At 67.9% G+C, this 24560-nt stretch carries 20 protein-coding genes; 16 read left to right on the forward strand and 4 right to left on the reverse strand.

The features are described from left to right. Positions 1-23: 23 nt before the first annotated feature. The 4 genes from U5771_RS02845 (at position 24) to U5771_RS02860 (ending at position 4216) form a co-directional block, all read left to right on the forward strand. Positions 24-446 (forward strand): rubrerythrin family protein, encoded by a 423-nt coding sequence (locus tag U5771_RS02845; protein ID WP_322022559.1) that lies wholly within the window; start codon positions 24-26, stop codon positions 444-446. 123 nt (positions 447-569) lie between these two features. Then, positions 570-1907, forward strand: a complete 1338-nt coding sequence (locus U5771_RS02850) for a heterodisulfide reductase-related iron-sulfur binding cluster (protein WP_322022560.1) — start codon at positions 570-572, stop codon at positions 1905-1907. Positions 1908-1951: 44 nt separating this feature from the next. Then, the gene (locus U5771_RS02855) at positions 1952-2533 is read left to right on the forward strand and encodes a DUF3501 family protein (RefSeq protein WP_322022561.1); all 582 of its coding nucleotides are present in this window, start codon (positions 1952-1954) and stop codon (positions 2531-2533) included. Positions 2534-3274: 741 nt separating this feature from the next. Beyond that, positions 3275-4216: a transposase gene (locus tag U5771_RS02860; RefSeq protein ID WP_322022562.1), complete on the forward strand. Its 942-nt coding sequence runs from the start codon at positions 3275-3277 to the stop codon at positions 4214-4216. Between the two features lie 123 nt (positions 4217-4339). Here U5771_RS02860 and U5771_RS02865 read toward each other — a convergent pair whose 3' ends face one another. Beyond that, positions 4340-5866, reverse strand: coding sequence for a mannose-1-phosphate guanylyltransferase/mannose-6-phosphate isomerase (locus U5771_RS02865; protein ID WP_322022563.1), 1527 nt, complete (start codon positions 5864-5866; stop codon positions 4340-4342). Between the two features lie 426 nt (positions 5867-6292). Between U5771_RS02865 and U5771_RS02870 the strand changes: the two genes are divergently transcribed. From U5771_RS02870 to U5771_RS02915, 10 genes are all read left to right on the forward strand, one after another. Continuing rightward, a complete protein-coding gene (locus U5771_RS02870) occupies positions 6293-7666 on the forward strand; it encodes an undecaprenyl-phosphate glucose phosphotransferase (protein WP_322022564.1) in 1374 nt (457 codons plus the stop codon). 65 nt (positions 7667-7731) lie between these two features. Beyond that, positions 7732-9144, forward strand: coding sequence for a UDP-glucose/GDP-mannose dehydrogenase family protein (locus tag U5771_RS02875; protein WP_322022565.1), 1413 nt, complete (start codon positions 7732-7734; stop codon positions 9142-9144). A gap of 40 nt (positions 9145-9184) precedes the next feature. Then, positions 9185-9628, forward strand: coding sequence for a low molecular weight protein-tyrosine-phosphatase (locus U5771_RS02880; protein ID WP_124826493.1), 444 nt, complete (start codon positions 9185-9187; stop codon positions 9626-9628). Then, positions 9622-10800 (forward strand): polysaccharide biosynthesis/export family protein, encoded by a 1179-nt coding sequence (locus U5771_RS02885; RefSeq protein WP_322022566.1) that lies wholly within the window; start codon positions 9622-9624, stop codon positions 10798-10800. Before U5771_RS02880 ends, U5771_RS02885 begins: the two co-directional genes overlap by 7 nt. A gap of 50 nt (positions 10801-10850) precedes the next feature. After that, the gene (locus U5771_RS02890; protein WP_322022567.1) at positions 10851-13076 is read left to right on the forward strand and encodes a polysaccharide biosynthesis tyrosine autokinase; all 2226 of its coding nucleotides are present in this window, start codon (positions 10851-10853) and stop codon (positions 13074-13076) included. Positions 13077-13138: 62 nt separating this feature from the next. Then, positions 13139-14098, forward strand: coding sequence for a glycosyltransferase family 2 protein (locus U5771_RS02895; RefSeq protein WP_322022568.1), 960 nt, complete (start codon positions 13139-13141; stop codon positions 14096-14098). A 211-nt stretch (positions 14099-14309) separates the two neighbouring features. Continuing rightward, positions 14310-15446 carry a glycosyltransferase family 4 protein gene (locus tag U5771_RS02900; protein ID WP_322022569.1) on the forward strand — a complete coding sequence of 379 codons (1137 nt, stop codon included), beginning with the start codon at positions 14310-14312 and terminating at the stop codon, positions 15444-15446. A 10-nt stretch (positions 15447-15456) separates the two neighbouring features. Continuing rightward, on the forward strand, positions 15457-16923 hold the full coding sequence (locus U5771_RS02905) for a glucose-6-phosphate isomerase (RefSeq protein WP_322022570.1): 1467 nt from the start codon (positions 15457-15459) through the stop codon (positions 16921-16923). After that, positions 16920-18104 (forward strand): glycosyltransferase family 4 protein, encoded by a 1185-nt coding sequence (locus tag U5771_RS02910; protein ID WP_322022571.1) that lies wholly within the window; start codon positions 16920-16922, stop codon positions 18102-18104. Before U5771_RS02905 ends, U5771_RS02910 begins: the two co-directional genes overlap by 4 nt. Positions 18105-18145: 41 nt before the next feature. Then, positions 18146-19270 carry a glycosyltransferase family 4 protein gene (locus tag U5771_RS02915; protein WP_322022572.1) on the forward strand — a complete coding sequence of 375 codons (1125 nt, stop codon included), beginning with the start codon at positions 18146-18148 and terminating at the stop codon, positions 19268-19270. Between the two features lie 156 nt (positions 19271-19426). On the opposite strand, the gene U5771_RS02920 is transcribed toward U5771_RS02915, so the two are convergent. Then, positions 19427-20662 carry an MFS transporter gene (locus U5771_RS02920; RefSeq protein WP_322022573.1) on the reverse strand — a complete coding sequence of 412 codons (1236 nt, stop codon included), beginning with the start codon at positions 20660-20662 and terminating at the stop codon, positions 19427-19429. A gap of 158 nt (positions 20663-20820) precedes the next feature. On the opposite strand from U5771_RS02920, the gene U5771_RS02925 reads away from it, so the two are divergent. Further along, complete coding sequence (locus U5771_RS02925) at positions 20821-21279, forward strand: helix-turn-helix domain-containing protein (RefSeq protein WP_322022574.1); 459 nt, start codon at positions 20821-20823, stop codon at positions 21277-21279. Positions 21280-21668: 389 nt separating this feature from the next. Here U5771_RS02925 and U5771_RS02930 read toward each other — a convergent pair whose 3' ends face one another. Further along, a complete protein-coding gene (locus U5771_RS02930) occupies positions 21669-22436 on the reverse strand; it encodes an AraC family transcriptional regulator (protein WP_322022575.1) in 768 nt (255 codons plus the stop codon). Between the two features lie 25 nt (positions 22437-22461). After that, complete coding sequence (locus U5771_RS02935; RefSeq protein WP_322022576.1) at positions 22462-22803, reverse strand: FKBP-type peptidyl-prolyl cis-trans isomerase; 342 nt, start codon at positions 22801-22803, stop codon at positions 22462-22464. A gap of 578 nt (positions 22804-23381) precedes the next feature. On the opposite strand from U5771_RS02935, the gene U5771_RS02940 reads away from it, so the two are divergent. Further along, complete coding sequence (locus U5771_RS02940; RefSeq protein WP_322022577.1) at positions 23382-24299, forward strand: metal-dependent hydrolase; 918 nt, start codon at positions 23382-23384, stop codon at positions 24297-24299. The last annotated feature ends 261 nt before the right edge of the window (positions 24300-24560 follow it).

Here is a 24560-nt window from a genome sequence, read left to right on the forward strand (position 1 = left end):
CGCCGACTCGAACGGAGGCGCAAATGGCTCAACTCAAGGGCAGCAAGACCGAAGAGAATCTGAAGTTCGCGTTCGCGGGCGAATCGCAAGCGAACCGGCGCTATCTGTATTTCGCTTCGAAGGCCGACGTCGAAGGCCAGAACGACGTCGCCGCGCTGTTCCGCTCGACTGCCGAAGGCGAAACGGGCCATGCGCACGGCCACCTCGAATACCTCGAAGCGGTCGGCGATCCGGCGACGGGTCTGCCGTTCGGCCCGTCCCGGCTGAACCTCGAATCGGCGATCGCCGGCGAGACGCACGAATACACCGACATGTATCCGGGCATGGCGAAGACGGCGCGCGACGAAGGCTTCGACGAAATCGCGAACTGGTTCGAGACGCTCGCGAAGGCGGAACGCAGCCACGCGAACCGCTATACGAAGGCGCTGGACGCGCTCGTCGACTGACGCGGGCCCTGCCAAGGCAGCACGGCCCGGCCGGGCATGTCCCGCGGCCGGCCGTGCGTTGATCGCTGCCCGCATTGCGCGGGCGGCGCGTCCGCGCGCATGCGCGCCACGCTGGAGCGCCCCATGCCCCACAAGGAAGGCAGTCTCGAAGCCCCGACCCGGCATCCGCTCGACTGGCAGTCCGAAGTGTTCTACGACCAGGCCGCGATCGATGCGGAAATGACGCGCGTGTTCGACATCTGCGCCGGGTGCCGGCGCTGCGTGTCGTTGTGCGGCGCATTTCCCAAGCTGTTCGATCTCGTCGACGACACGCCGATGGGCGACATCGAGGAAGTGCCGAAGGCCGCGTTCGGCAAGGTCGTCGACCAGTGCTACCTGTGCGACCTCTGCTACATGACGAAATGCCCGTACGTGCCGCCGCATGCATGGAACGTCGACTTCCCGCACCTGATGCTGCGCGGGAAGGCCGCGCGCTACCGGCGCGGCGAGGCGCCGTTGCGCGACAAGGTGCTGTCGAACACCGACGCGCTCGGTCATTTCGCGGGCATTCCGATCGTCACGCAGACGGTGAACGCGGTGAATCGCACGCCGCCCGCGCGCCACGCGCTCGAAGCGGCGCTCGGCGTCGATCGCAACGCATGGCTGCCGGAGTTCGCGCCGCGCAAGTTCCGGCGCGCCGCGAAGCGCTCGGACGGCCCGCCGGTACGCGACGGCGAACGCACGCCCGGCAAGGTCGCAATCTACGCGACGTGCTATGTGAACTTCAACGAACCGGGCATCGGCCACGACCTGCTCGCGATCCTCGCGCACAACGAGATCCCGTACGAGCTCGTCACGCGCGAAGCCTGCTGCGGGATGCCGCTCCTCGAGCAGGGCAACCTCGCGGGCGTCGCCGCGAAGAAGGCCGTCAACATCCCGGTGCTGGAGCGCTATGCGCGCGAAGGGTATGCGCTGATCGGTGCGATCCCGAGCTGCGTGCTGATGTACAAGAGCGAACTGCCGCTGATGTTCCCCGGCGACGAAGCCGTGCGGGCGGTGGCCGATGCATTCTGGGATCCGTTCGAATACGTGATCGCGCGGCATCGCGACGGTTTGCTGAAGACCGATTTCAAGCAGGGCCTCGGCACCGTGTCGTATCACGTGCCGTGCCACGCGCGCGTGCAGAACATCGGCCGCAAGACGGCCGACACGCTGTCGCTCGTGCCCGATACGCGCGTGAACGTCGTCGAGCGCTGTTCGGGGCACGCGGGCACGTTCGGCGTGAAGAAGGCCTTCCATGCGGACGCGATGCGGATCGGCGCGCCGGTGTTCAAGGCAATGGCCGAGCCGAAGCCGGATTTCGTGTCGTCGGACTGCGCGCTCGCCGGCCATCACATCGTGCAGGGCATCGACGAGAAGGGGTTGCCCGCCGCGCCGCTCGCGCATCCGCTGACGCTGCTGCGCCGCGCGTACGGCATCTGAACCGCTCGCTCCACGAAGACATCGACGCTATCCGAGGACATCCCATGACGCTGACCCGCGACTCGCTGCTGACGCTCGAAGCGTACGCGAAGATCCGCAAGACCGAACACGCGCGGCTCGTCGCGCACAAGCGGCGCCGCGCGGTGGCGCTCGGCAATCATCTGCGCTTCCTGTTCGAGGACGAGACCACGATCCGCTACCAGATCCAGGAGATGCTGCACATCGAGAAGATTTTCGACGAGGCCGGCATCGAAGGCGAACTGGAAGCCTATCTGCCGCTCGTGCCGGACGGCACCAACCTGAAGGCGACGCTGCAGATCGAATACGAGCACGAGGCCGAGCGGCGCGCGGCACTCGCGCGGCTGATCGGTGTCGAGGATCGCGTGTACCTGCAGGTCGACGGGCATCCTGACGTCTATGCGATCGCCGACGAGGATCTCGACCGCGACAACGCGGAGAAAACCTCGGCCGTGCATTTCGTGCGCTTCGAATTGAGCGGGCCGATATGCGCGGCGCTCAAGGACGGCGCGACGCTGTCGATCGGTTGCGATCACCCGGCCTATACGGTGGCGCCGCAACGCATCGCGGCGGACGTGGCCGCGTCGCTGGCCGGCGATCTGCACTGACACGCGGCCGCGCGATGCTTCCCGTATCGAGCGGATGGCGCGGATGGCGCGCCGTTGCGACCCGAAACGCGGCGGCCCGACCGTCGCGCTGCCGCCGTCGGCCGCTCGTTACCCGGAGAATGTAACAAACCCGTCGACGCTTGCATGCCGGGAAACAATGTGCATCGTGGGTCGGACCGCTTTCATCACTCGCGGAGAAACAATAAAAAGATTGTGCACGGAGATAATTCAGTTCAGTGGAATTTGAATGATTTACCGATCCGTGAATATCTTGTTACGAAATTTTCCCTGATTTACCGATTTTAGGCGGCAATTCAAGAGATTGTTACCTGCAAGGGTCGGAACACCTCCGGAAGCCCGCCTGTCAGGCCTCGACCACATCCCGCAGAGCCCCGCCGGACGGGGCTTCCCAGCATCGCGCATAACGATCGCGTAAAAAAATTCAAGCGTAAATAGATTGCGCACCCATGGCAGGTTGTTTCAGTGCGTAACATTAAGTCATTGTCATATTGAGATAAACCCTAGGGATGGTATGCTTCGTGCACAAAAATTCCCACATTGGAGTGAGACCGTGATTTGTGCGCCATTGCCGGGAATGGCGGCACCGTGAAAGTGCGGTGTCGCACCGGGGTGCACAACAATCGGATAACCATAATGTGCAACCGGGCCGCCCCGTGACGCGATGCGTGACGACGGCGCCGACAATCGCAGCCCCGGCCTGGCTGTGTGGAGAAATCAACTATGTTCTTCGATGAGCTTAACGATGAAGAGTGGTTTCGACTTTCAACGCTGATCGCCGATGAACCCATCCGGCTGAACCGTCGAGGCCGTCCACGTGCCGAGCCGCGCGTCGTCGCCAACGCGGTTCTCTGGATCCTGACGACCGGTGAAGCGTGGTCCAAACTGCCCGGGCGCTATCCGTCCGGGCCGACGTGCCGCCGCCGCTACGAGGAGTGGCTCGCGAACGGCACGCTGCTGCAGATGATCGACGTGCTGACCCAGTTCAGCGGGCGCACGTTCGCGTATGTGCCGCCGCCGCCGGTGCCGGTCACGCCGGCATGCCGTGCCGAGCCGGTGCCCGACAACGACCGTCTGCGCGGCGTGTTCTGGCAGAACCCCGAGTCGTGGCAACTGCCGGTTGCTCAGGCAAACGTTTGGGAGGGCGAGGGCGCGACGCTGGCCGCGCTGTCGAACGACGACGCCGACGTGTCGTCCGGTTCGTCGTTCGCGGTGCCGGGCGCGCAGCCCGCGGCGCTGCGTCACGGGCGTCCGTCCGCCGCGAGCTTCGCCGCGGCCGAGCCGCAGGTCGACGAATACCGCGGCTACACGATCTGCGGTAGCGCGCAGCCGGTGCAGAACCTGATGTACCGCGCGTGGGCCGAGATCACGCAGGACGACCGGCGCGTCGAGCGCTCGGGCCTGATCGGCCCGCGCTTCACCGATGCGGAAGAAGCGGAGCAGTACGCGCTCGACTGGGCGCGTCAGTGGATCGATCGCCATGGTGCGAGCGACGAACCGGCGCGTGCGCCGCAAAGCGAAGTGCTGGCCGGCCTGTCCGCGCTGGCGCGCGCCGAGTCGGACATCAAGCGCTTCATCGCCGAGCGTCGCGCGGGTGCGCTGTCCGAGGGCCGCAACGACCCGGTGCAGTCGGACCGGCGCGAATACGCGTACCGCGTCGGTTGATCGTCGTCCGAACGAAAACGCGCGGGCCGTCGTGTGTCACGGCGCCCGCGCGTTGTTTTTTGTCTGTCCCGTGCCCGTGATGCCGGGCGCACCGTCGAGACGGCGCGCCCGGCAGGCATGGCGTCACTGGCGTCCGTAGGTATCGTCGAAGCGGACGATGTCGTCCTCGCCGAGATACGCGCCCGACTGCACTTCGATCAGCTCGAGCGGCATCTTGCCCGGGTTCTCGAGCCGGTGCGACACGCCGAGCGGGATGTACGTCGATTCGTTTTCGGACAGCAGGAAGGTGTCGTCGCCGCGCGTGATGCGCGCCGTGCCGCGCACGACGATCCAGTGCTCGGCGCGGTGGTGGTGCATCTGCAGCGACAGTCGCGCGCCCGGCTTCACGACGATGCGTTTCACCTGGAAGCGCTCGCCCATGTCGACCGAGTCGTAATGCCCCCACGGGCGATGGACCTTGCGGTGATCGGTCGCTTCCGCGCCGCGTGCGGCCTTGATGCGCCCGACGATTTTCTTCACGTCCTGCACGCAGGACTTGTCGGCGACGAGCACGGCGTCGGGCGTTTCGACGACGACGAGGTTCTGCGTGCCGACGCATGCGACGAGCCGGCTTTCCGAATGCGCAAAGGTCGATTCGGCGTTTTCGAACAGCACGTGGCCGCGGCCGACGTTCTCGGCTTCGTCCTTCGGCAGGATCTGCCAGATCGCGTCCCACGAACCGACGTCCGACCAGCCTGCGTCGAGCGGCACGACGACGCTTTCGCACAGCTGCGGCAGGCTCACGAGCCGTTCCATCACCGCGTAGTCGATCGAGTTCGACGGCGACGCGGCGAACGCGTCGCGGTCGACGCGGAAGAAGTCGCCGTCGTCCTTGCCGCGCGCGACGGCCTGCTCGCAGGCTGCGTGGATCTCCGGTTCGAGCTGGCGGATCGCGTTCAGCCACACCGACGCGCGCACGATGAAGATCCCGCTGTTCCACCAGTATTCGCCGGAGGCGACGTACTGCTGCGCGAGTTCGAGATGCGGCTTCTCGACGAAGCGGTCGAGGCGGCGCACGTCGAGGTTGCCGGTGGCGGCGTCGCCGAGCGGCGCGCCGACGCGGATGTAGCCGTAGCCCGTTTCGGCCCGGCCCGGCACGATGCCCATCGTCGCGATCTTGCCCTGGGCCGCGCAGTGCACGCCGGCCGCGACGGCCGCATGAAAGCGCGGCTGGTCGGCCACCGCGTGGTCGGCCGGCATCACGGTCATCACGGCATCGCCGCCGCCGGCGACGATCCGCAGCGCGGCGAGCGTCAGCGCGGGCGCGGTGTCGCGGCCGAGCGGCTCGAGCATGATCGCTGCACGCTTGCCGGTCAGGCGCAGTTGCTCGGCGGTCGTGAAGCGGTGATCCTCGCCGCACACGATCAGCACGTCGTCGTTCAGCGGATGACCGGTCGCAAGGCCGTCGAGGCGCAGCGCGGTGGATTGCAGCAGCGAATGATCGCCGAGCAGGCCGATCAGCTGCTTCGGATAGTGTTCGCGCGACATCGGCCACAGACGCGTGCCCGAACCGCCGGCAAGGATCACCGGCTGCACTGCGACGCGGGTCGCGGCGTCGGTGGCGGCGGAAGAAGAAGGGCGCGTATCGGCTAGCACGGCCGGAGCATTCATGATGACACTCTCCTCGATTGAAGTCAGTGCCTGTTTGTAGCACGAAGTAAATCGACAATAAAACCGGGCGCTTTGCACGATATTCGTCGCGAGCGGATCCGGGAAAATTTTCCGCGATAGCATCCGATGCAAATAAAAAAATAAAAAATAATTCGATGGATCGGGCTGTCATCCAAACCAGTAAAGGCTTGGCTGGAACCGTAAAGTTTTCGAAAAAATCCCGATTCGCGATCGATTCGGGAAAACGTGCCGATTTAATTCGAGAATGTCACGGCAAGAATTTCCGATTATTTTTCGAAATACTTGTGCGCTTGAGGAGAGATTTTCTTACCGCTTCAATAGCGTCATGCAACGTTTGAATCGAATGTGCGGCACGGGCTGCGCAAGGAGCTGTTCGGCAAACGCCTGTTCAAAGAGGAAGCAGACATGTTGAGCGTGCTGGCGAGAGTCATCGATATCGCGATGGTCGTGTTGGGGGCGTTGATCGCCGCCGCGCTGCACGGCGGCAGCATCTGGCTCAACGACCTGCAGCGCACGACGGTGCTGTTCGACTGCCTGCTGGTGGTCGTGTTCTTTCCGGCCATCGGCATTTACCAGTCGTGGCGCGGCAAGCGTCTCGTCGGGCTGGTGGGGCGCGTTGCGTTCGCGTGGCTGGTGGTCGAGCTCGCGGGCATCCTGATGAGCTTCAGCTTTCACCAGTCGGGCGACCTGTCGCGGCTGTGGCTGGGCTACTGGGCGGGCGTGACGATGGCGCTGCTCGCCGGCTCGAAGGCTTGCGTGCACGTCGTGCTGCGACAACTGCGCCGCGGCGGCTACAACCTGAAGGCGGTCGCGGTCGTCGGCGGTACGCCGGCGGCGCGGCGGCTGATCGCGCAGATGCGGGCGCGTCCGGAGGCGGGCTTCAACCCGGTGTGCGTATACGACGAAAGCGAAGCGCCGGGCGAAGTCGCGCTCGACGACGTGCGCATCGAGCGGCAGTTCGAATCGCTGGTGTGGCTGGTGCGCAGCCGCGCGATCAGCGAGCTGTGGCTCACGCTGCCGATCACGGAGGAGCGCCGGATTCACCAGATCGTGACGGTGTTCCGCCACGACTTCGTGAATATCCGTTTCATTCCGGACGTGCGCACGCTGTCGTTCTTCAACCAGGAAGTGGTCGAGGTGCTCGGCGTGCCGGCGATCAACCTCGCGGCGTCGCCGATCACCGACGTGCGGATCCTGCCGAAGTTCGTGTTCGACCGGCTGTTCGCGCTGGCGGCGCTCACGGCGCTCGCGCCGGTGATGGTGCTGATCGCGTGCCTGATCAAGTTCACGTCGCGCGGGCCGGTGTTCTTCCGCCAGAAGCGCAAGGGCATCGACGGGCACGAGTTCGAGATCTACAAGTTCCGCTCGATGAAGGTGCATCAGGAAGTCGCGGGCCAGGTCACGCAGGCGACCAAGCACGACACGCGCGTGACGCCGGTCGGCCGCTTCCTGCGCCGCACGAGCCTGGACGAACTGCCGCAGTTCATCAACGTGCTGAAGGGCGAAATGTCGGTCGTCGGCCCGCGGCCCCATGCGCTCGCGCACGACGACATCTACAAGGATCTGGTGAAGGGCTACATGTTCCGCTACCGGATCAAGCCGGGCATCACCGGCTGGGCGCAGATCAACGGCTTTCGCGGCGAGACCGACCAGATCGAGAAGATGATGGGACGCGTGAAGCTCGATCTGTACTACATGCAGAACTGGTCGTTCTGGCTCGACATCAAGATCGTCATGCTGACGCTCTGGAAAGGCTTCACCGGCAGCAACGCTTACTGACGCGGAACGCACCGACACTCCGGTCTTACGAATTTCGAATCATTGGTCACGAGGTCCGACACATCATGAATCTGACTATCATCGGCAGCGGTTACGTAGGTCTTGTCACCGGCGCCTGTCTCGCCGACATCGGGCACGACGTGTTCTGTCTCGACGTCGATCAGGCGAAGATCGACGTCCTGAACAACGGCGGCGTGCCGATCCACGAGCCGGGCCTCAAGGAAGTCATCGCGCGCAATCGCGCGGCGGGCCGCCTGCGCTTCTCGACCGACATCGAGGCCGCGGTCGCGCACGGCGACGTGCAGTTCATCGCGGTCGGCACGCCGCCCGACGAGGACGGCTCGGCCGACCTGCAGTACGTGCTCGCGGCGGCGCGCAACATCGGCCGCACCATGAAGGGCTTCAAGGTGATCGTCGACAAGTCGACGGTGCCGGTCGGCACGGCCGAGCGCGTGCGCGCGGCGGTGGCCGAGGAGCTCGCGAAGCGCGGCGACGATCCGATGTTCTCGGTCGTGTCGAATCCGGAATTCCTGAAGGAAGGCGCGGCGGTCGACGATTTCACGCGGCCGGACCGCATCGTGATCGGTTGCGACGACGACGTGCCGGGCGAGCGCGCACGCGAGCTGATGAAGAAGCTCTACGCGCCGTTCAACCGCAACCACGAACGCACGCTGTACATGGACGTGCGCTCGGCCGAATTCACGAAATACGCGGCGAACGCGATGCTCGCCACGCGCATCTCGTTCATGAACGAGCTGGCGAACCTGGCCGACCGCTTCGGTGCGGACATCGAGGCCGTGCGTCGCGGGATCGGCTCCGATCCGCGCATCGGCTATCACTTCCTGTATGCGGGCTGCGGCTACGGCGGCTCGTGCTTCCCGAAGGACGTCGAGGCGCTGATCCGCACCGCCGACGAGCACGGCCAGTCGCTGCGGATCCTGAAGGCCGTGTCGTCGGTCAACGCGACGCAAAAGCGCGTGCTCGCCGACAAGATCGTCGCGCGCTTCGGCGAGGACCTGACCGGCCGCACGTTCGCGATCTGGGGGCTCGCGTTCAAGCCGAACACCGACGACATGCGCGAGGCGCCGAGCCGCGAGCTGATCGCCGAGCTGCTGTCGCGCGGCGCGCGCATCGCGGCGTACGACCCGGTCGCGCAGCAGGAAGCGCGCCGCGTGCTCGCGCTCGATCTCGCGAATCATCCGAGCTGGCTCGAGCGCCTCTCCTTCGTCGACGACGAGGCGCAGGCCGCACGCGATGCCGATGCGCTCGTGATCGTCACCGAATGGAAGATCTTCAAGAGCCCCGACTTCGTCGCGCTCGGCCGTCTGTGGAAGTCGCCGGTGATCTTCGACGGTCGCAACCTGTACGAGCCGGAGACGATGAGCGAGCAGGGCATCGAATACCACCCGATCGGCCGCCCCGGCTCGCGCCAGGCCGTCGCCGCCCGTGTGCCGGGCGCCGCGCGCGCGAACGCCTGAGCCGCGCGTCACCGTTACCCGTAACCCGAATCGAGACGCCATGTTCCGCAACATCCTGATCGTCTGTCACGCGAACGTCTGCCGCAGCCCGGCGGCGGAAATGCTGTTCAAGTCGCACGCGGCGTCGCGTGGCGGCCCGCGCGCGACGTTCCACTCCGCCGGCGTGCGTGCCAACGACGGCGACGGCATCGATCCGGTGATGCGGCAACTGCTCGCCGAGCGCGGCGTCGATGCGACGACGCACCGGTCGCGGCGGCTGTCGCGCCGGATCGTGCGCGACGCCGACCTGATTCTCGTCAGCGAGCGCGAACAGATCAAGGCCGTCGAATCGGTCGATCCGTTCGCGCGCGGCAAGGTCCACCTGCTGGGCAAGTGGGAGGACGCCGAGATCGCGGATCCGCATGGCGGCCCCGAGGCCGACTATCGCGAGAGCTACTCATTGATCGAACGTCTGGTTCAAGGATGGCTGCAAAAACTATGCTGAAACGTCCCATGCGCCCGCTGGCGCTTGCCGTCGCAATGACGACATTCCTGTCGGCCTGCGCGACCGCGCCCGGCAACTATCTCGACTCGTCGAACCTGAAGGACGAAGGCCGGCAAGGCCCGGCCGAAACCTATCCGGTTCATTACATCGACGCGAAGCTGGTGATGGATCAGCTGCAGAAGCAGCAGGTCGAGCACCCGCTGCCGCCGGGCCGTTATACCGATCCGTCGCAGTATGTGTACCGCGTCGGCCCGCAGGACATCCTCGGCGTCACGGTGTGGGATCACCCCGAGCTGACGACGCCGCAGGGCCAGTCGTTCTCGAGCGGCGGCACCTCGACGCAGTCGGTCGCGGGCGCGCTGCAGCAGCCGTATACGTCCGCGCAGCCGGGCCAGGCCGATCCGTACGGCCAGACCGTGGCCGCCGACGGCACGATCTTCTTCCCGTTCGTCGGCCGCATCCGCGTGGCGGGCAAGACGGTCGCGCAGATCCGCGACCAGATGGCGTCCACGCTCGCGCGCTACGTGAAGAATCCGCAGCTCGACGTGCGCGTGCTGTCGTTCCGCAGCCAGAAGGTGCAGGTGACGGGCGAGGTGAAGCAGCCGGGCCCGCTCGCGATGAGCGACGTGCCGCTGACGCTCGTCGACGCGATCACGCGCTCGGGCGGCTCGAGCAACGAGGCCGACCTGCAGCGCGTGCGCCTGACGCGCGACGGCAAGCTCTACACGCTCGACGCGAACGGCGTGCTCGATCGCGGCGAAGTGAAGCAGAACGTGATGCTGCAGCCGGGCGACATCGTCAACGTGCCGGACCGCAGCGACAGCCGCGTGTTCATCATGGGCGAGGTCAAGACGCCGGTCACCGTGCCGATGCTCAAGGGCAAGCTGACCATCGCCGACGCGCTGACGGCCGGCGGCGGCATCCTCGACACCGATGCGAACCCGCGCAAGATCTACGTGATGCGCGGGATGCGTGACAACCCGACGAAGCCGGAAGTGTTCCGTCTCGACATGACGCAGCCGGATGCGCTGATGCTGTCGAGCCGCTTCCCGCTCCAGCCGCTCGACGTCGTCTACGTCAGCACGGCCAGCTCGGTGCAGTTCAACCGCGTGCTGCAGCAGGTGTTGCCGACGATCCAGACGATCTTCTACATGCGGCAAATCACGCGCTGATAGCCCGCCGGGGCGGCGCCTCCGCCCCGGCACCACTCAAGCGGGAATGAATGGTGAACACGCAAGCGAAACACTCCTACGCGGATCTGACCGCGAAAACCGAGGACGAGGACGTCGTCCTCGGCCAGCTGCTCCAGGTGCTGATGGACGACATCTGGCTGCTGCTCGGCATCGCGGTGACCGTCATCGCGCTCGCCGGCCTCTACTGCTTCGTCGCGAAGCCGGTCTATCAGGCCGACGTGCACGTGCGGGTCGAGGGCAACGACAACACGTCGCAGGCGCTCACGCAGACGCAGACGGGCGCGACGATCAACAGCGGCCCGCAGCAGGCGCAGACCGATGCGGAAATCGAGATCATCAAGAGCCGCGGCGTCGTCGCACCGGTCGTCGAGCAGTTCAAGCTGAACTTCTCGGTCGTGCCGAAGGCGCTTCCGGTGCTCGGCAGCCTGGCCGCGCGCGTCGCGACGCCGGGCGAGCCGTCGCGCGCGTGGTTCGGCCTGCGGTCGTACGCATGGGGCGGCGAAGTCGCCGACATCGACACGATCAACGTCGTGCCCGCGCTCGAAGGCAAGAAGATGACGCTGACGGCCGGTCCGAACGGCACCTACACGCTGGTCGACCCGAACGGCAACCGTCTCCTGTCGGGCCGGGTCGGCGAATCGGAGCAGGCAGGCGGCGTGACGCTGCTCGTGCAGAAGCTGGTCGCGCGTCCGGGCACGCAGTTCACGGTGGTCCGCTACAACGATCTCGATGCGATCAGCGGCTTCCAGTCGGGCATCCAGGTGTCCGAGCAGGGCAAGCAGACGGGCGTCGTGCAGATCTCGCTCGAAGGCAAGGATCCGGACCAGACCGCCGCGATCGCGAACGCGCTCGCGCAGTCGTACCTGAACCAGCACGTGATCGCGAAGCAGGCCGAAGCGACCAAGATGCTCGACTTCCTGAAGGGCGAGGAACCGCGCCTGAAGTCCGACCTCGAGCGCGCGGAAGCCGCGCTGACGCAGTATCAGCGCACGTCCGGCTCGATCAACGCGAGCGACGAGGCGAAGGTCTACCTCGAAGGCAGCGTGCAGTACGAGCAGCAGATCGCCGCGCAGCGCCTGCAGCTCGCGTCGCTCGCGCAGCGCTTCACCGATTCGCATCCGATGGTGATCGCCGCGAAGCAGCAGCTCGCGGAACTGCAGGGCGAGAAGGACAAGTTCAGCAACCGCTTCCGCAGCCTGCCGGCGACCGAAGTGAAGGCCGTCCAGCTCCAGCGCGACGCGAAGGTTGCCGAGGACATCTACGTGCTGCTGCTGAACCGCGTGCAGGAACTGTCGGTGCAGAAGGCCGGCACGGGCGGCAACATCCACCTCGTCGATTCGGCGCTGCGCCCGGGCGATCCGGTCAAGCCGAAGAAGGTGCTGATCCTGTCGGCCGCGGTGTTCCTCGGGCTGATCCTCGGCACCGGCGTCGTGTTCCTGCGCCGCAACCTGTTCCAGGGCATCGAGGATCCGGATCGCGTCGAGCGCACGTTCAACCTGCCGCTGTACGGGCTGGTGCCGCAAAGCGCCGAGCAGGTGAAGCTCGACGCCGTGGCCGAGAAGGGCGGCGGCCGCGCGCGGCCGATCCTCGCGAGCCTGCGCCCGAAGGACCTGAGCGTCGAAAGCATGCGCAGCCTGCGCACCGCGATGCAGTTCGCGATGATGGACGCGAAGAACCGTGTGGTCGTGCTGACCGGCCCGACGCCGGGCATCGGCAAGAGCTTCCTGACCGTCAACCTCGCGGTGCTGCTCGCGCATTCGGGCAAGCGGGTGCTGCTGATCGACGCCGACATGCGCCGCGGGATGCTCGACCGCTACTTCGGCCTCACCGCGCAGCCGGGCCTGTCCGAATTGCTGAGCGATCAGTCGCCGCTCGAGGAGGCGATCCGCGAGACGCCGGTGCAGGGCCTGTCGTTCATCTCGGCCGGCACGCGCCCGCCGAACCCGTCGGAACTGCTGATGTCGACGCGTCTGCCGCAATACCTCGAAGGGCTCGGCAAGCGCTACGACGTCGTGCTGATCGACTCGCCGCCGGTGCTGGCGGTGACCGACGCGACCATCATCGGCCGCATGGCCGGCGCGACCTTCCTGGTGCTGCGCTCGGGCATGCATACCGAAGGCGAGATCGCCGACGCGATCAAGCGCCTGCGTACCGCGGGCGTCGATCTGGAAGGCGGGATCTTCAACGGCGTGCCGCCGAAGACGCGCGGCTACGGCCGCGGCTATGCGGCCGTCCACGAATACCTGAGCGCCTGACGGCATTGCACGAAACCGGGCCGGCGTGCGCAGCACCGGCCCGGCCGACTGGAGAACCCTCGATGAAAATTTCCGTGCTCGTTCCGACCTACCGGCGTCCCGCCGACCTCGCGCGCTGCCTGCTGGCGCTGCAGCGCCAGGAGCGGCTGCCCGACGAGGTGATCGTCGTCGCGCGCCCGGAGGACGATGCCACGCACGAGCGCCTTGCCGATCCGTCGGTCGGCGGCACGCTGCCGCTGCGGATCGTGCCGGTCGACGTGCCGGGGCAGGTTGCCGCGCTGAACCAGGGGCTCGACTCGGCGAACGGCGACATCGTCGCGATCACCGACGACGACGCGGCGCCGCGCGCCGACTGGCTTGCGCGCGTCGAAGCCGTGTTTCGGTCCGATCCGCGCGTCGGTGCGGTCGGCGGCCGCGACTGGGTGCACGAGAAGGGCCGCGTGCTCGACGAATCGCGCGAGCTCGTCGGCCAGCTCACGCTGTCCGGCAAGATCATCGGCAACCATCACCTCGGTGTCGGTGGCGCACGCGAAGTCGACATGCTGAAAGGCGCGAACATGAGCTATCGCCGTGCGGCGATCGAGCGGCTGCGCTTCGACACGCGGCTGCGCGGCGCCGGTGCGCAGGTGCACAACGACATGGCGTTCAGCATGCACGTGCAGCGTGAAGGCTGGAAGCTCGTCTACGACCCGGCGATCGCGGTCGACCACTTTCCGGCCGAGCGTTTCGACGACGACCGGCGCGATGCCGCGTCGCTGAATGCGATCAGCAACGGCGCGTACAACCTGCACCTGATCCTGCGCGAGCATCTGCCGCCGGTGCGGCGCGAGATCGCGTGGTGGTGGTGGACGCTGGTCGGCACGCGCGTCTATCCGGGCATCGCGCACGTGCTGCTGTCGCTGCATACCGCGCGGCGCGACCGCGTGCGCGAGCACTGGCGCGCGGTGCGCCGCGGCGCACGCGAGGCGCGCCGCGCCAACCTTGCCCCCCATCGTGCGGCGATGCCGCCGGTGACGTCTTGAACGGGCTGCGCGCATTGCGCATGGCTATTCCTGGAGGGCTCGAAATGAAACAACCCCCACGCGCGCGTTGCGCGCTGCCCCCCGAGGGGGCGGTCAGCCTCCTTGGGGCGGCCCGGCGGAGGCTGACGATGAAACAACCCCCACGCGCGCGTTGCGCGCTGCCCCCCGAGGGGGCAGTCAGCCTCCTTGGGACGGCCCGGCGGAGGCTGACATGACTGCCACGAAAGTTCACGTTCACCTGTTTTACGGCGCCGATCCGCGGACTTACCGGAAAGGCGAAAACATCGGCTGCCTGTACGGCTATCACCACGCCGAGTCCGACGAATTCGCGCTGACCTATTCGCAGGACCGGCGCGAGAGCCGCGTCGCGAGCCTCGCGCGCCGTGCGCTGAAGGCGGCGCTCGGCTTCGACGCCCTGCACGCGTGGCGCAATCGCGCCGCGCTGCTGGGCACCGACGTGATCTGGACGCACACCGAGCAGGAGCACCTTGCCGCCGCGCTGATCCTGAAGCTCGCCGGTGCGCAAGGCAAGCGCCCGCTGCTGCTTGCGCAGAGCGTGTGGCTGTTCGACAAGTGGAACACGTTCGGCGGCCCGCGCCGCTGGCTATACCGCAAGCTGCTCGCGCGCGCCGACGCGCTGACGACGCTCGCCCGTGACAACGCGGAGCTGTGCCGCCGCTATCTCGGGCGCGAAGCCGAGTTCGTCTACTACGGGCTGAACACGCAGGATTTCCCGCCGATCGAGCCGCTGCAATGGAAACCGGGCCGGCCGCTGCGGATCGCCGCGATCGGCAACGACCGCGACCGCGACTGGCGCACGTTCCTCGCCGCGTTCGGCGGCGACGAGCGCTACGACGTGCGGCTCGCGACGCGCCGCCGCGTGCCGCGCGAGTGGCATGCGCCGAACGTGAGGATCGGCGCGGCATCGGGCCTCGCGAAGCAGCACGAGCTGTACGCGTGGGCCGACGTGATCGTCGTGCCGCTGCGGCCGAACTTCCACGCCTCGGGCATCACCGTGATGCTCGAGGCGGCGGCGGTCGGCAAGCCGATGATCGTGTCCGACGTCGGCGGGCTCAGCGACTACTTCCCGCACGAAACGGCCGCCTACGTGCCGGCGTTCGACGCGCAGGCGATGCGCCAGGCCGCCGATCGCTTCGTGGCCGATCCGGCCGCCGCGCTCGAATGCGCGCGCGCCGCGGCCGCGTGCCTGCGCGAGCGCGACCTGACCACCCAGGCGTTCGCCGAACAGCACGTGCGGATCACGCGCGACATGCTGCGCCGGCGTCGCACGCCGGCCGCCGCGGGCGTGGCGATGCCGCTCGCGGATTCGCGTCCTTCGTCGCGGTGAGAGCGGATCGATGAGTACGATTGCCGCCGAACGCGCACCATCGCGCAACCGCAACTGGTTGCCCGAGCCGAAGCACTGGGTCGGGCAGGCCGGGCTGTGGACGTTTACCGCCGCGCTGATCGCCATTCACCAGGGCAAGGTGCTGACGCTCGCGTTTCCGGTGCTGGCCATCGCGGTCGGCATCTGGCTGTATTTCAAGAGCCCGGCGCGCTACGTCGGCTTCATGTGGTGGGTGTGGTTCCTGAGCCCCGAAGTGCGGCGTCTCGCCGACTGGTCGAAGGGCTCATTCACGCCGACGAGCCTGATCCAGGTCGCGCCGCTCGCGGTGACGATGATCGCCGGGTTCGGGCTGCTCAGGCATTACCGCGTGCTCGCCCAGCGGCGCGGGATTCCCGTGCTGCTGATGCTGTTCGGGCTGACGTATGCGTATCTGGTCGGGATCGTGTCGAGCGGCGTGATGGCCGCGACCTACGACCTCGCGAACTGGGTGTACCCGGTGCTGATCGGCTTTCACATCATGGTCAACTCGCGCGATTACCCCGAGTACCGCGACGTGCTGCTGTCCACGTTCATGTGGGGCATGCTCGTGATGGGCGTGTACGGGGTCGTGCAGTACTTCGTGATGCCGCAGTGGGACGTGCTGTGGATGATCGGGTCGGACATGGGTTCGCAGGGCGAGCCGGTGCCGTACGGCGTCCGGGTATTCAGCACGATGAACTCGTCGGGGCCGTTCGCGTTCGCGATCATGGGCGCGCTGGTGTTCGTGTTCGCGGCGCCGCAGAAGGTCCGCTGGTTCGCGGGCGCCGCCGGCTTCGTGTCGTTCGCGCTGTGTCTCGTGCGCTCGACCTGGGGCGGCTGGGTGATCGCACTGGCGATCCAGCTCGTGCAGTCGAGCAACCGCGTGCGGATGCGAATCCTGATCAGCGGTGTCGTGCTGGTCGGGCTGTGCGTGCCGCTCCTGACCGTCGGGCCGGTGGCCGACCGGCTCGGCCAGCGTCTGCAGTCGATCACGAACCTGAAGGACGACCGCAGCTACGACGACCGCAACAAGTTCTACGCGACCTTCGCGCAGACGGCGTTCACCGACGTCGCCGGCGAAGGGATGGGCGCGACCGGCGCGTCCACCAAGCTGTCGAGCGACAGCGGCGAGCTCGGCAAGTACGGCAGCTTCGACAGCGGCGTGATGAACGTGCCGTTCGTGCTCGGCTGGCCCGGCACGCTGCTGTACCTGTCGGGCGTCGTGATGCTGCTTGCCCGCACGCTGCGCGCGGCGTTCAAGCTGCGCAAGGACAAGTTCGTCGGCGCGTGCCTGAGCCTGTGCCTGTCGGTGTTCGCGATGCTCGTGTTCACGAACTCGCTGATCGGCACGGGCGGCCTGCTGCTGTTCACGGCCATTTTTTCCATACTATCCGCGGCGCACTGGCAGAAGGCGCAGCGCCTGCTGGCCGCCGCGCGTTCACGGGGAGGCGACCATTGAGAATCGCGATCGTCACGCACGTCGTGCGACATAACGACGGGCAGGGCCGCGTCAATTACGAAATCGCGCGCGCGGCGCTGGCCGAAAACTACGAGGTCACGCTGGTCGCGTCGCATGTCGCGCCCGAGCTGCTGGCCGACCCGCGCGTGCGCTGGGTGCCGATCAAGGTCGGCGGCTTCTGGCCGTCGAATCTCGTCAAGCAGCAGGTGTTCGCGCTCAAGAGCGCGGCCTGGCTGCGCGCGCATCGCAGCGAGTACGACGTGCTGCACGTGAACGGCTTCATCTCGTGGATCAAGGCCGACGTGAATACCGCGCACTTCGTGCACGGCGGCTGGTTCAAGAGCCCGTACTACCCGTTCGGCCCGACGAAGGGGCTGTGGTCGGCCTACCAGTACGTCTATACGCGTGTGAACACCTCGCTCGAGCGCTGGGCGTACCGGCGTTCGCGCGCGATCACCGCCGTGTCGCGGAAGGTGGCCGACGAGATCGCCGGGCTCGGCATCGACAGCCGCAAGATCAGCGTGATCTACAACGGCGTCGACGGCAGCGCGTTCGCGGGCGCGCAGGCCGATCGCGCGGCATTCAAGCTGCCGGACGATGCGTTCCTGCTGCTGTTCGTCGGCGACCTGCGCACGCCGCGCAAGAACCTCGGCACCGTGCTGAAGGCGCTGACGAAGCTGCCGGAGAACGTCCACCTCGCGGTGGCCGGCTATCTGCCCGGCAGCCCGTATCCGGACGAGGCGCGCGCGCTCGGCATCGCATCGCGCGTGCATTTCCTCGGGCTCGTGAAGAACATGCCGACGCTGATGCGCTCGGTCGACGCGTACGTGTTTCCGTCGCGCTACGAAGCGATGAGCCTGTCGCTGCTGGAAGCGATGGCGGCCGGGCTGCCGGTCGTCACCGCACGCACGGCCGGCGGCGCGGAGATCATCACGCGCGACTGCGGGATCGTGCTGGAAGACCCGGACGATCCGGCCGCACTCGCGCAGGCGATCGGCTCGCTCGCGGCATCGCGCGACACCTGTCGCGCGATGGGCGACGCGGCCCGCGAACTGATGACCCGTTTCGGCTGGGCGCATATGGGCGCCCAGTATGTCGCGCTTTACCGGCGCATCGGCCAACCCACGCAGCCGTCCGCCTTCGAGCGGGTCGAGCATGCAATCACGCAGGAGCAACCGTGACGTCTCAATCTTCCCGGCCGATCAAATCGCTGCAAATCGGCATGCACTGGTTCCCCGAACGCGCGGGCGGCCTCGACCGGATGTACTACTCGCTCGTCGGCGCGCTGCCGGGGGCCGGTGTCGAGGTGCGCGGGCTCGTTGCCGGCTCGCCGAAGGTTGCCGACGACACGGGCGGCGCGATCCAGGGCTTCGGTCCCGCGTCGCAGCCGCTCGCGCGCCGGATGCTCGCCGCGCGGCGCGCGCTGCGCGACGAGATCCGCAGCGAACGGCCGGACGTGATCTCGTCGCACTTCGCGCTGTACACCTTCCCGGGGCTCGACGTGACGCGCGGGATTCCGCAGGTGTCGCACTTCCAGGGGCCGTGGGCCGACGAAAGCCAGGTCGAGGGCGCCGCGTCGCTCGGACAGCGCGCGAAGCGCTATCTCGAACAGGCCGTCTATACGCGCTCGTCGCGGCTGATCGTGCTGTCGCAGGCGTTCGGCCAGATCCTGACGAACCGCTACGGAATCGAGCCGTCGCGCGTGCGCGTGATTCCCGGCTGCGTCGATACCGCGCAGTTCGATACGCCGCTCACGCCCGCCGAGGCGCGGCACAAGCTGCAACTGCCGCAGGACCGGCCGATCGTGCTGGCCGTGCGCCGGCTCGTGCGGCGCATGGGGCTGGAGGACCTGATCGACGCGATCGGCCTCGTCAAGCACCGTCACCCGGACGTGCTGCTGCTGATCGCCGGCAAGGGCAAGATCGGCGAGGAACTGCAGCAGCGCATCGACGAGGCGGGGCTGCAGGACAACGTGAAGCTGCTCGGTTTCGTGCCCGACAACCATCTCGCGGCGCTGTACCGCGCGGCGACGGTCAGCGTCGTGCCGACGGTCGCGCTCGAGGGTTTCGGGCTGATCACCGTCGAATCGCTCGCGTCCGGCACGCCGGTGCTGGTCACGCCGGTCGGCGGGCTGCCGGAGGCGGTCGCCGGGCTGTCGAACGATCTCGTGCTGCCGTCGACGGGCGCGGATGCGATCGCGGAAGGGCTCGGCGGCGCGCTGTCGGGTGCAATCGCGCTGCCCGACGAGGCCGCATGCAAGCGCTACGCGCGTGACCATTTCGACAACGCGGTGATCGCGCGACGCGTCGCCGGCGTGTACGAAGAGGCGATCCAGGCGGCGGGGTAAGCGAACGCGGCACATCGCCGCGACAGTCGAGCCGGCACACGCGTCCGGTTCGCAGGCCGGCCGCCCGATCCGGGCGAGCCGGCTTTTTGTCGTTCGAAGCCGGGCACGCGGTGGTTGGCGCGCCGTGCTCCGTGCTTTGTGCTCGACACGCGTCATTCATGCACGCCTGAGCGTCACGGCCCATACGCCGAACGCGGCGACGCTGACCGCCGCGCCGAGCGCGCAGACGCCCGTCCATCCGGCACGCGCATACATCATTGTCGATGCGATCGCGCCGAGTCCGCTGCCGGCCGAGTAGAACAGCATGTAGCAGCCGACGAGGCGCGCGTGCGCATCGGGCCGCGCGCCAAGAATCATGCTCTGGTTGACGACGTGGACGGCCTGCCCGCCGACATCGAGCAGCACGATGCCGACGACCAGCAGTGCAATCGACGTATCGCCGAACGCGAGCGGCAGCCACGAGCCCGCGAGCAGCGCGAGCGCGGCGCCGGTCGTCGCTTCACCGCGCCCGCGATCCGCGAGCCGGCCCGCGCGGGCGGCGGCCGCGGCACCCAGCGCGCCGACGAGGCCGAATGCACCGATCTGCGTATGCGACATCGCGTGCGGCGGCGTGCTCAGCGGCAGCACGAGCGCGCTCCAGAAGATGCTGAACGCCGCGAACATCAGCAGCGCGATCGCACCGCGCACGCGCAGCACGCGCTCACGGCGCAACAGCGACACCATCGACCGCAGCAGCGCTGCGTACCCGACGCGTTCGCGCGGCCCGTTCGGGTCGGGCAACAGCCGTGACAGCACGACGAGCATCGCGATCGCGAGCGCACCTGACACGAGGTAGACGGCCCGCCAGCCCGCGATGTCGGTGACGATGCCGGCCAGCGAGCGTGCGGCCAGCAGCCCGACCACGACGCCGCCTTGCGCGGCGCCCACCACGCGGCCGCGCTCGCCGGCGCCCGCAAGCGCGGCCGAGCAGGCGATCAGCCCTTGCGTCATCGCGGTGCCGAGCAGCCCGACCGCGACCATGCCTGCCAGCAACGCGCTGCGCGTCGACGCGGCGGCCACGCCGATGCAGGCCGCCGTCAGCAGCAGAAGCTGAACGGTGATCAGGCGCTTGCGGTTCAGCAGGTCGCCGAGCGGCACGACGAACAGCAATGCGAGCGCACAGCCGAGTTGCGTCGCGGTGATCACGCCGCCGACCGCCGCCTGCGATACGCCGAAATCGCGGGCGATCGAATCGAGCAGCGGCTGCGCGTAGTACACGTTCGCGACGCTCGCCGCGCAGCAGGCGGCCAGCAGCGCGACGAGCGCCGTGGATACGTGCGCGCCATTGGCCGGGCGCGCCGCACGCGATGTCGCGTTGGACGCGACGGTTCCTGAACGACAAGACGATTCCATGGGTTGCCTCACGCTCACGTAAGTAGTTGCAATTTGAAACCAGTGTGAGTGTAGGAAAAGTAGTTTTAAAATGCAACTTGAGTGGCGGCGGGCGACGGGCCCGCGCACCGACGGGCCGGGCGCGTGCGAAGGCGACCGGCGCGACAGCGGAGAAAAACATGGCCAGGCAGAAAAGTCTTGCGGATTCGCCGTGCCCGGTGGCGCGGGCGACCGATATCGTCGGCGATCGCTGGGCGTTGCTGATCGTGCGCGACGCGTTCGACGGCGTGCGCCGGTTCGGCGATTTCCGCGCGAGCCTCGGCGTCGCGAGCAACATCCTGTCGGACCGGCTCAGGATGCTGGTGGACGCCGGCGTATTCGAAGCCGTGCCGGCCTCGGACGGCAGCGCGTATCAGGAGTACGCATTGACGAAGAAGGGCGAGGGGCTGTTTCCGGTGATCGTGATGCTGCGGCAGTGGGGCGAGGCGAACCTGTTCGGGCGCGGCGAGCCGCATTCGGTGCTGGTCGAGCGCAAGACGGGCCGCGCGATCCGCAAGCTCGCGCTGCGGCACGACGATGGTCGGCCGCTGAAGGCGGCGGATACGGTCGTGCGGAAGGTGGGCGAAGAGCGGGCGTGACACGCGCGTGATGACCCGGTCGCCGTGCGACGCAAGGGCCATGTCGTTTCCGTTTCGCGGCGTCGCCGCATCGGTCGCGTGCCCGGTGACGGCCGACCGTACCGTTCAATCGGCTGCCGACATCGCCCGACGCGCCCCCGATGCTGCCCGTCGCGCCCTACGATGCGGGCGAGCGCGGGCGGAAAGGCGGGGGAGGCGAGGGGCGTGTCCATGTTCCGCATCGTAGGGCGCGACGGGCAGGCGATGTTTCAGGGCGCCGTGAAGCGTCGATACCGTGGTGATGCGGTCGCGATGCGGTCGGCTCGCTGGCGGGAGCGCGACAGGCGTCCGGGCGGCTCAGCGAGCCGTGACGCGGCTTTCGGGCAGGCTGGGGCGATGCGCGTGAGCGCTCAGTGCCGTTCGCCGCGCCAGCGCCCCGGCGCGACGCCGAAGCGCTTCGTGAACGCGTGCGTGAAGGTGCTCTGGTCGGCGAAGCCGACCATGCCGGCGATGTCGACGAGCGGATGGCGGCCGTCGGCGAGCAGCACGACGGCGGCGTCGAGCCGCAGCCGCTGCAGGTAGCGATGCGGGGTTTCGCCGAACGCGTCGACGAACAGTTGATGAAACCGGCGCATCCCGTAGCCGCAGTGCGCGGCGAGATCGGCGATCCGCAGCGGCTCCGCGAGCCGCGCGCGCAGCCAGCGGTCGATGCGCGCGAAATCGAGGCCCGCCGCGGGGGCGGCGAGGCCGGCATCGCCGAGCAGTGCGTCGCACAGACGCGCGGCGGCCTGCCACTGGAAGCGATGCGCGCGTCGCGTGTCGCCGGCCGGGCCGTCGAGTTGCGCGGCCGCTGCCGCGACCTGCGCGACGAGCGACGTCAGCGCCGGGTCGATCGACACGGCACGCGCGTTGTCGAACAGCCGCTGCGGCACCGCGAGCGACGCGGCGGGCAGGTCGAGCACGAGCTGGCGATTGTCGCCGAGGCCCGCGTAATCGTGGCGCGAGCCGGCCGGAATCAGCCAGGCCGCGTGCCGGTCGATGCGCTGGCCGACGCCGTCCACCGCCATCACCATCGCGCCGTCGATGCCGAGCACGATCTGGTGAAAGTCGTGCACGTCGGACGCTTCGCACGTGTCGTAGCGGCGCAGCGCGATGGCGGGAGACGGAATGCGTTCCATCGGAAGGCGTCGGCCGGCGGCGTCGTCAGACGGCGAGCAGTTCGACTTCGAACACGAGCGTCGCGTTCGGCGGGATCACGCCGCCTGCGCCGCGCGGGCCGTAGCCGAGTTGCGGCGGGATCGTCAGGCGACGCACGCCGCCGACCTTCATGCCCTGCACGCCTTCGTCCCAGCCCTTGATGACCATGCCGCCGCCGAGCACGAACGCGAACGGGTCGTTGCGGTCCTTGCTCGAGTCGAATTTCTGACCGTCGGTCAGCCAGCCCGTGTAGTGGACGCTGACGGTCTGGCCGGCTTGCGCTTCCGCGCCGGTGCCTTCGGTCAGGTCTTCGAATTTGAGGCCCGATTCGGTCGTGGTGACAGACATGAATGCTCCTGAAAGGGTTGGGTAAAACGCTATTGTAGGCGAGCGGGCAGGGGGCCGCTGCACGCGGCGAAGGCCCGGCGGCGTGCCGATCGCGCGTCGTTCGCGGCCACGCTCACACCGCTCGCCCGAAACGCGAACGGAACGCGCGTTTGAATGTTTCGCGGACCGGATCGGCGGGGTTGCGCCGCGCGAACGGGGCGCGCGTATGAAGCGGTGCTACCCGAGCGCTCGGCGTTGCGTCGAACGCCACCGCACGATCCTGCGAAACGCCCGTCGCGCGGGGCTTTCGGGCCGATTACGGCCCGCACGTGCCGTGCCCGCCAGCCCGTCGCGCGCCGGTGTGTGCGTTCGAATCGCGGGCCGCCCGAATGCCGGTCCGGCATCGTTTTTTCGGTGCTGCCGACCGTGCCCTGTTTGGAAGTGCGCGTCTACCGCGCGGCTTGCGCGCCGCGTCGCCCGCGGCCTATCTTTACAGCTATCGATGTCAAGATTTCGGCGTGGCGCGATGCGCCGCCCGGGCCCGCGCGGCAAGGCCGCAACGGCTGCCGGGTCGCCCGAAAACAAGGAGAACGACGAGCATGAAGTCAGCCGCTTCCGCCACCGCGGCCGAGGTGATGCCGGTGCGCCGCGACCTGCGCTTCGACCTGCCGGTCGAACGCGCGAAGGACTGGCACGCGCTCGGCCCGCACGTGACCCACTTCTTCAATGCGCTGTCGCTGCTGTTTCCGGCCGGCGAACGCTTTTTCATGGATGCGGTGCGCAACTATCGCGACCGGATCGACGATCCGGTGCTGAAGCGGCAGGTGCTCGGCTTCATCGGCCAGGAGGCGATGCATACGCGCGAGCATGTCGAATACAACGAGTTGATGCAGGCGAACCGCCTGCCCGCGCGCAAGCTCGACCAGCGCATCTGGACCGTGCTCGGTTACCTGAAGCGCAAGCTGCCGGATTCGGTGCAGCTCGCACATACGGTCGCTGCCGAGCATTACACGGCCATGCTTGCCGACTGGCTGCTGCGCGATCCGACGCGCCTCGAAGGCTCGGTCGACGGCTACCGTCAGATGTGGGTGTGGCACGCGCTCGAGGAAACCGAACACAAGGCCGTGTCCTACGACGTGTGGAACGCCGTGATGAAGCCGGGCCCGCGCCGCTACCTGATCCGCATCGGCGTCTATCTGCTGACGACGCTGACGTTCTGGCCGACCGTGTTCCTGCTGCACACGACGCTGTTGTCGCGCGATCGCGACATCCGGCATCGCGTGCGCGGCATGCTGCGCATGATCGCGTTCCTGTACGGCCCGCGTCGTGGGGTGTTTCCCCGGATCGCGGGCGAGTGGCTGAGCTTTTTCCGGCCCGGCTTCCACCCGTGGGACCACGACAACCGCCATCACCTCGCGCGGGTCGACGCGCTCGTCGCCGCGTACGGCGAACACGACGGCGCGTCGGCCGGCCGTGGCCGCGCCAACGCGCTCGCGCCGCTCGCATCGGGACGCTGACCCGGTCGCCGCGCCGCCCGGCGCGTGTTGCATTCCTGCATCGTCCCCGTTTTATCCGACGATTGACCGGCGTCAAGCGGAAAACGGTTGCGTGTACCGGGCCGGGGCGCCCCGCGGGGCGTGCCGGCCTGTGCCGCCGGTCCGATCCCGCGTGCCCGGCGCCGCGTGCCGGCCCGGCGCGCCCGCACCGGCGCGGCTTCGCGCGTTCGATACCCGTGCGCCCGTGTTTCGCGCCCGCCGCGCCACCGGGATAACACCCAT

It is taken from the genome of Burkholderia sp. BCC1977 (assembly GCF_905339595.1).
Classification (GTDB): domain Bacteria; phylum Pseudomonadota; class Gammaproteobacteria; order Burkholderiales; family Burkholderiaceae; genus Burkholderia.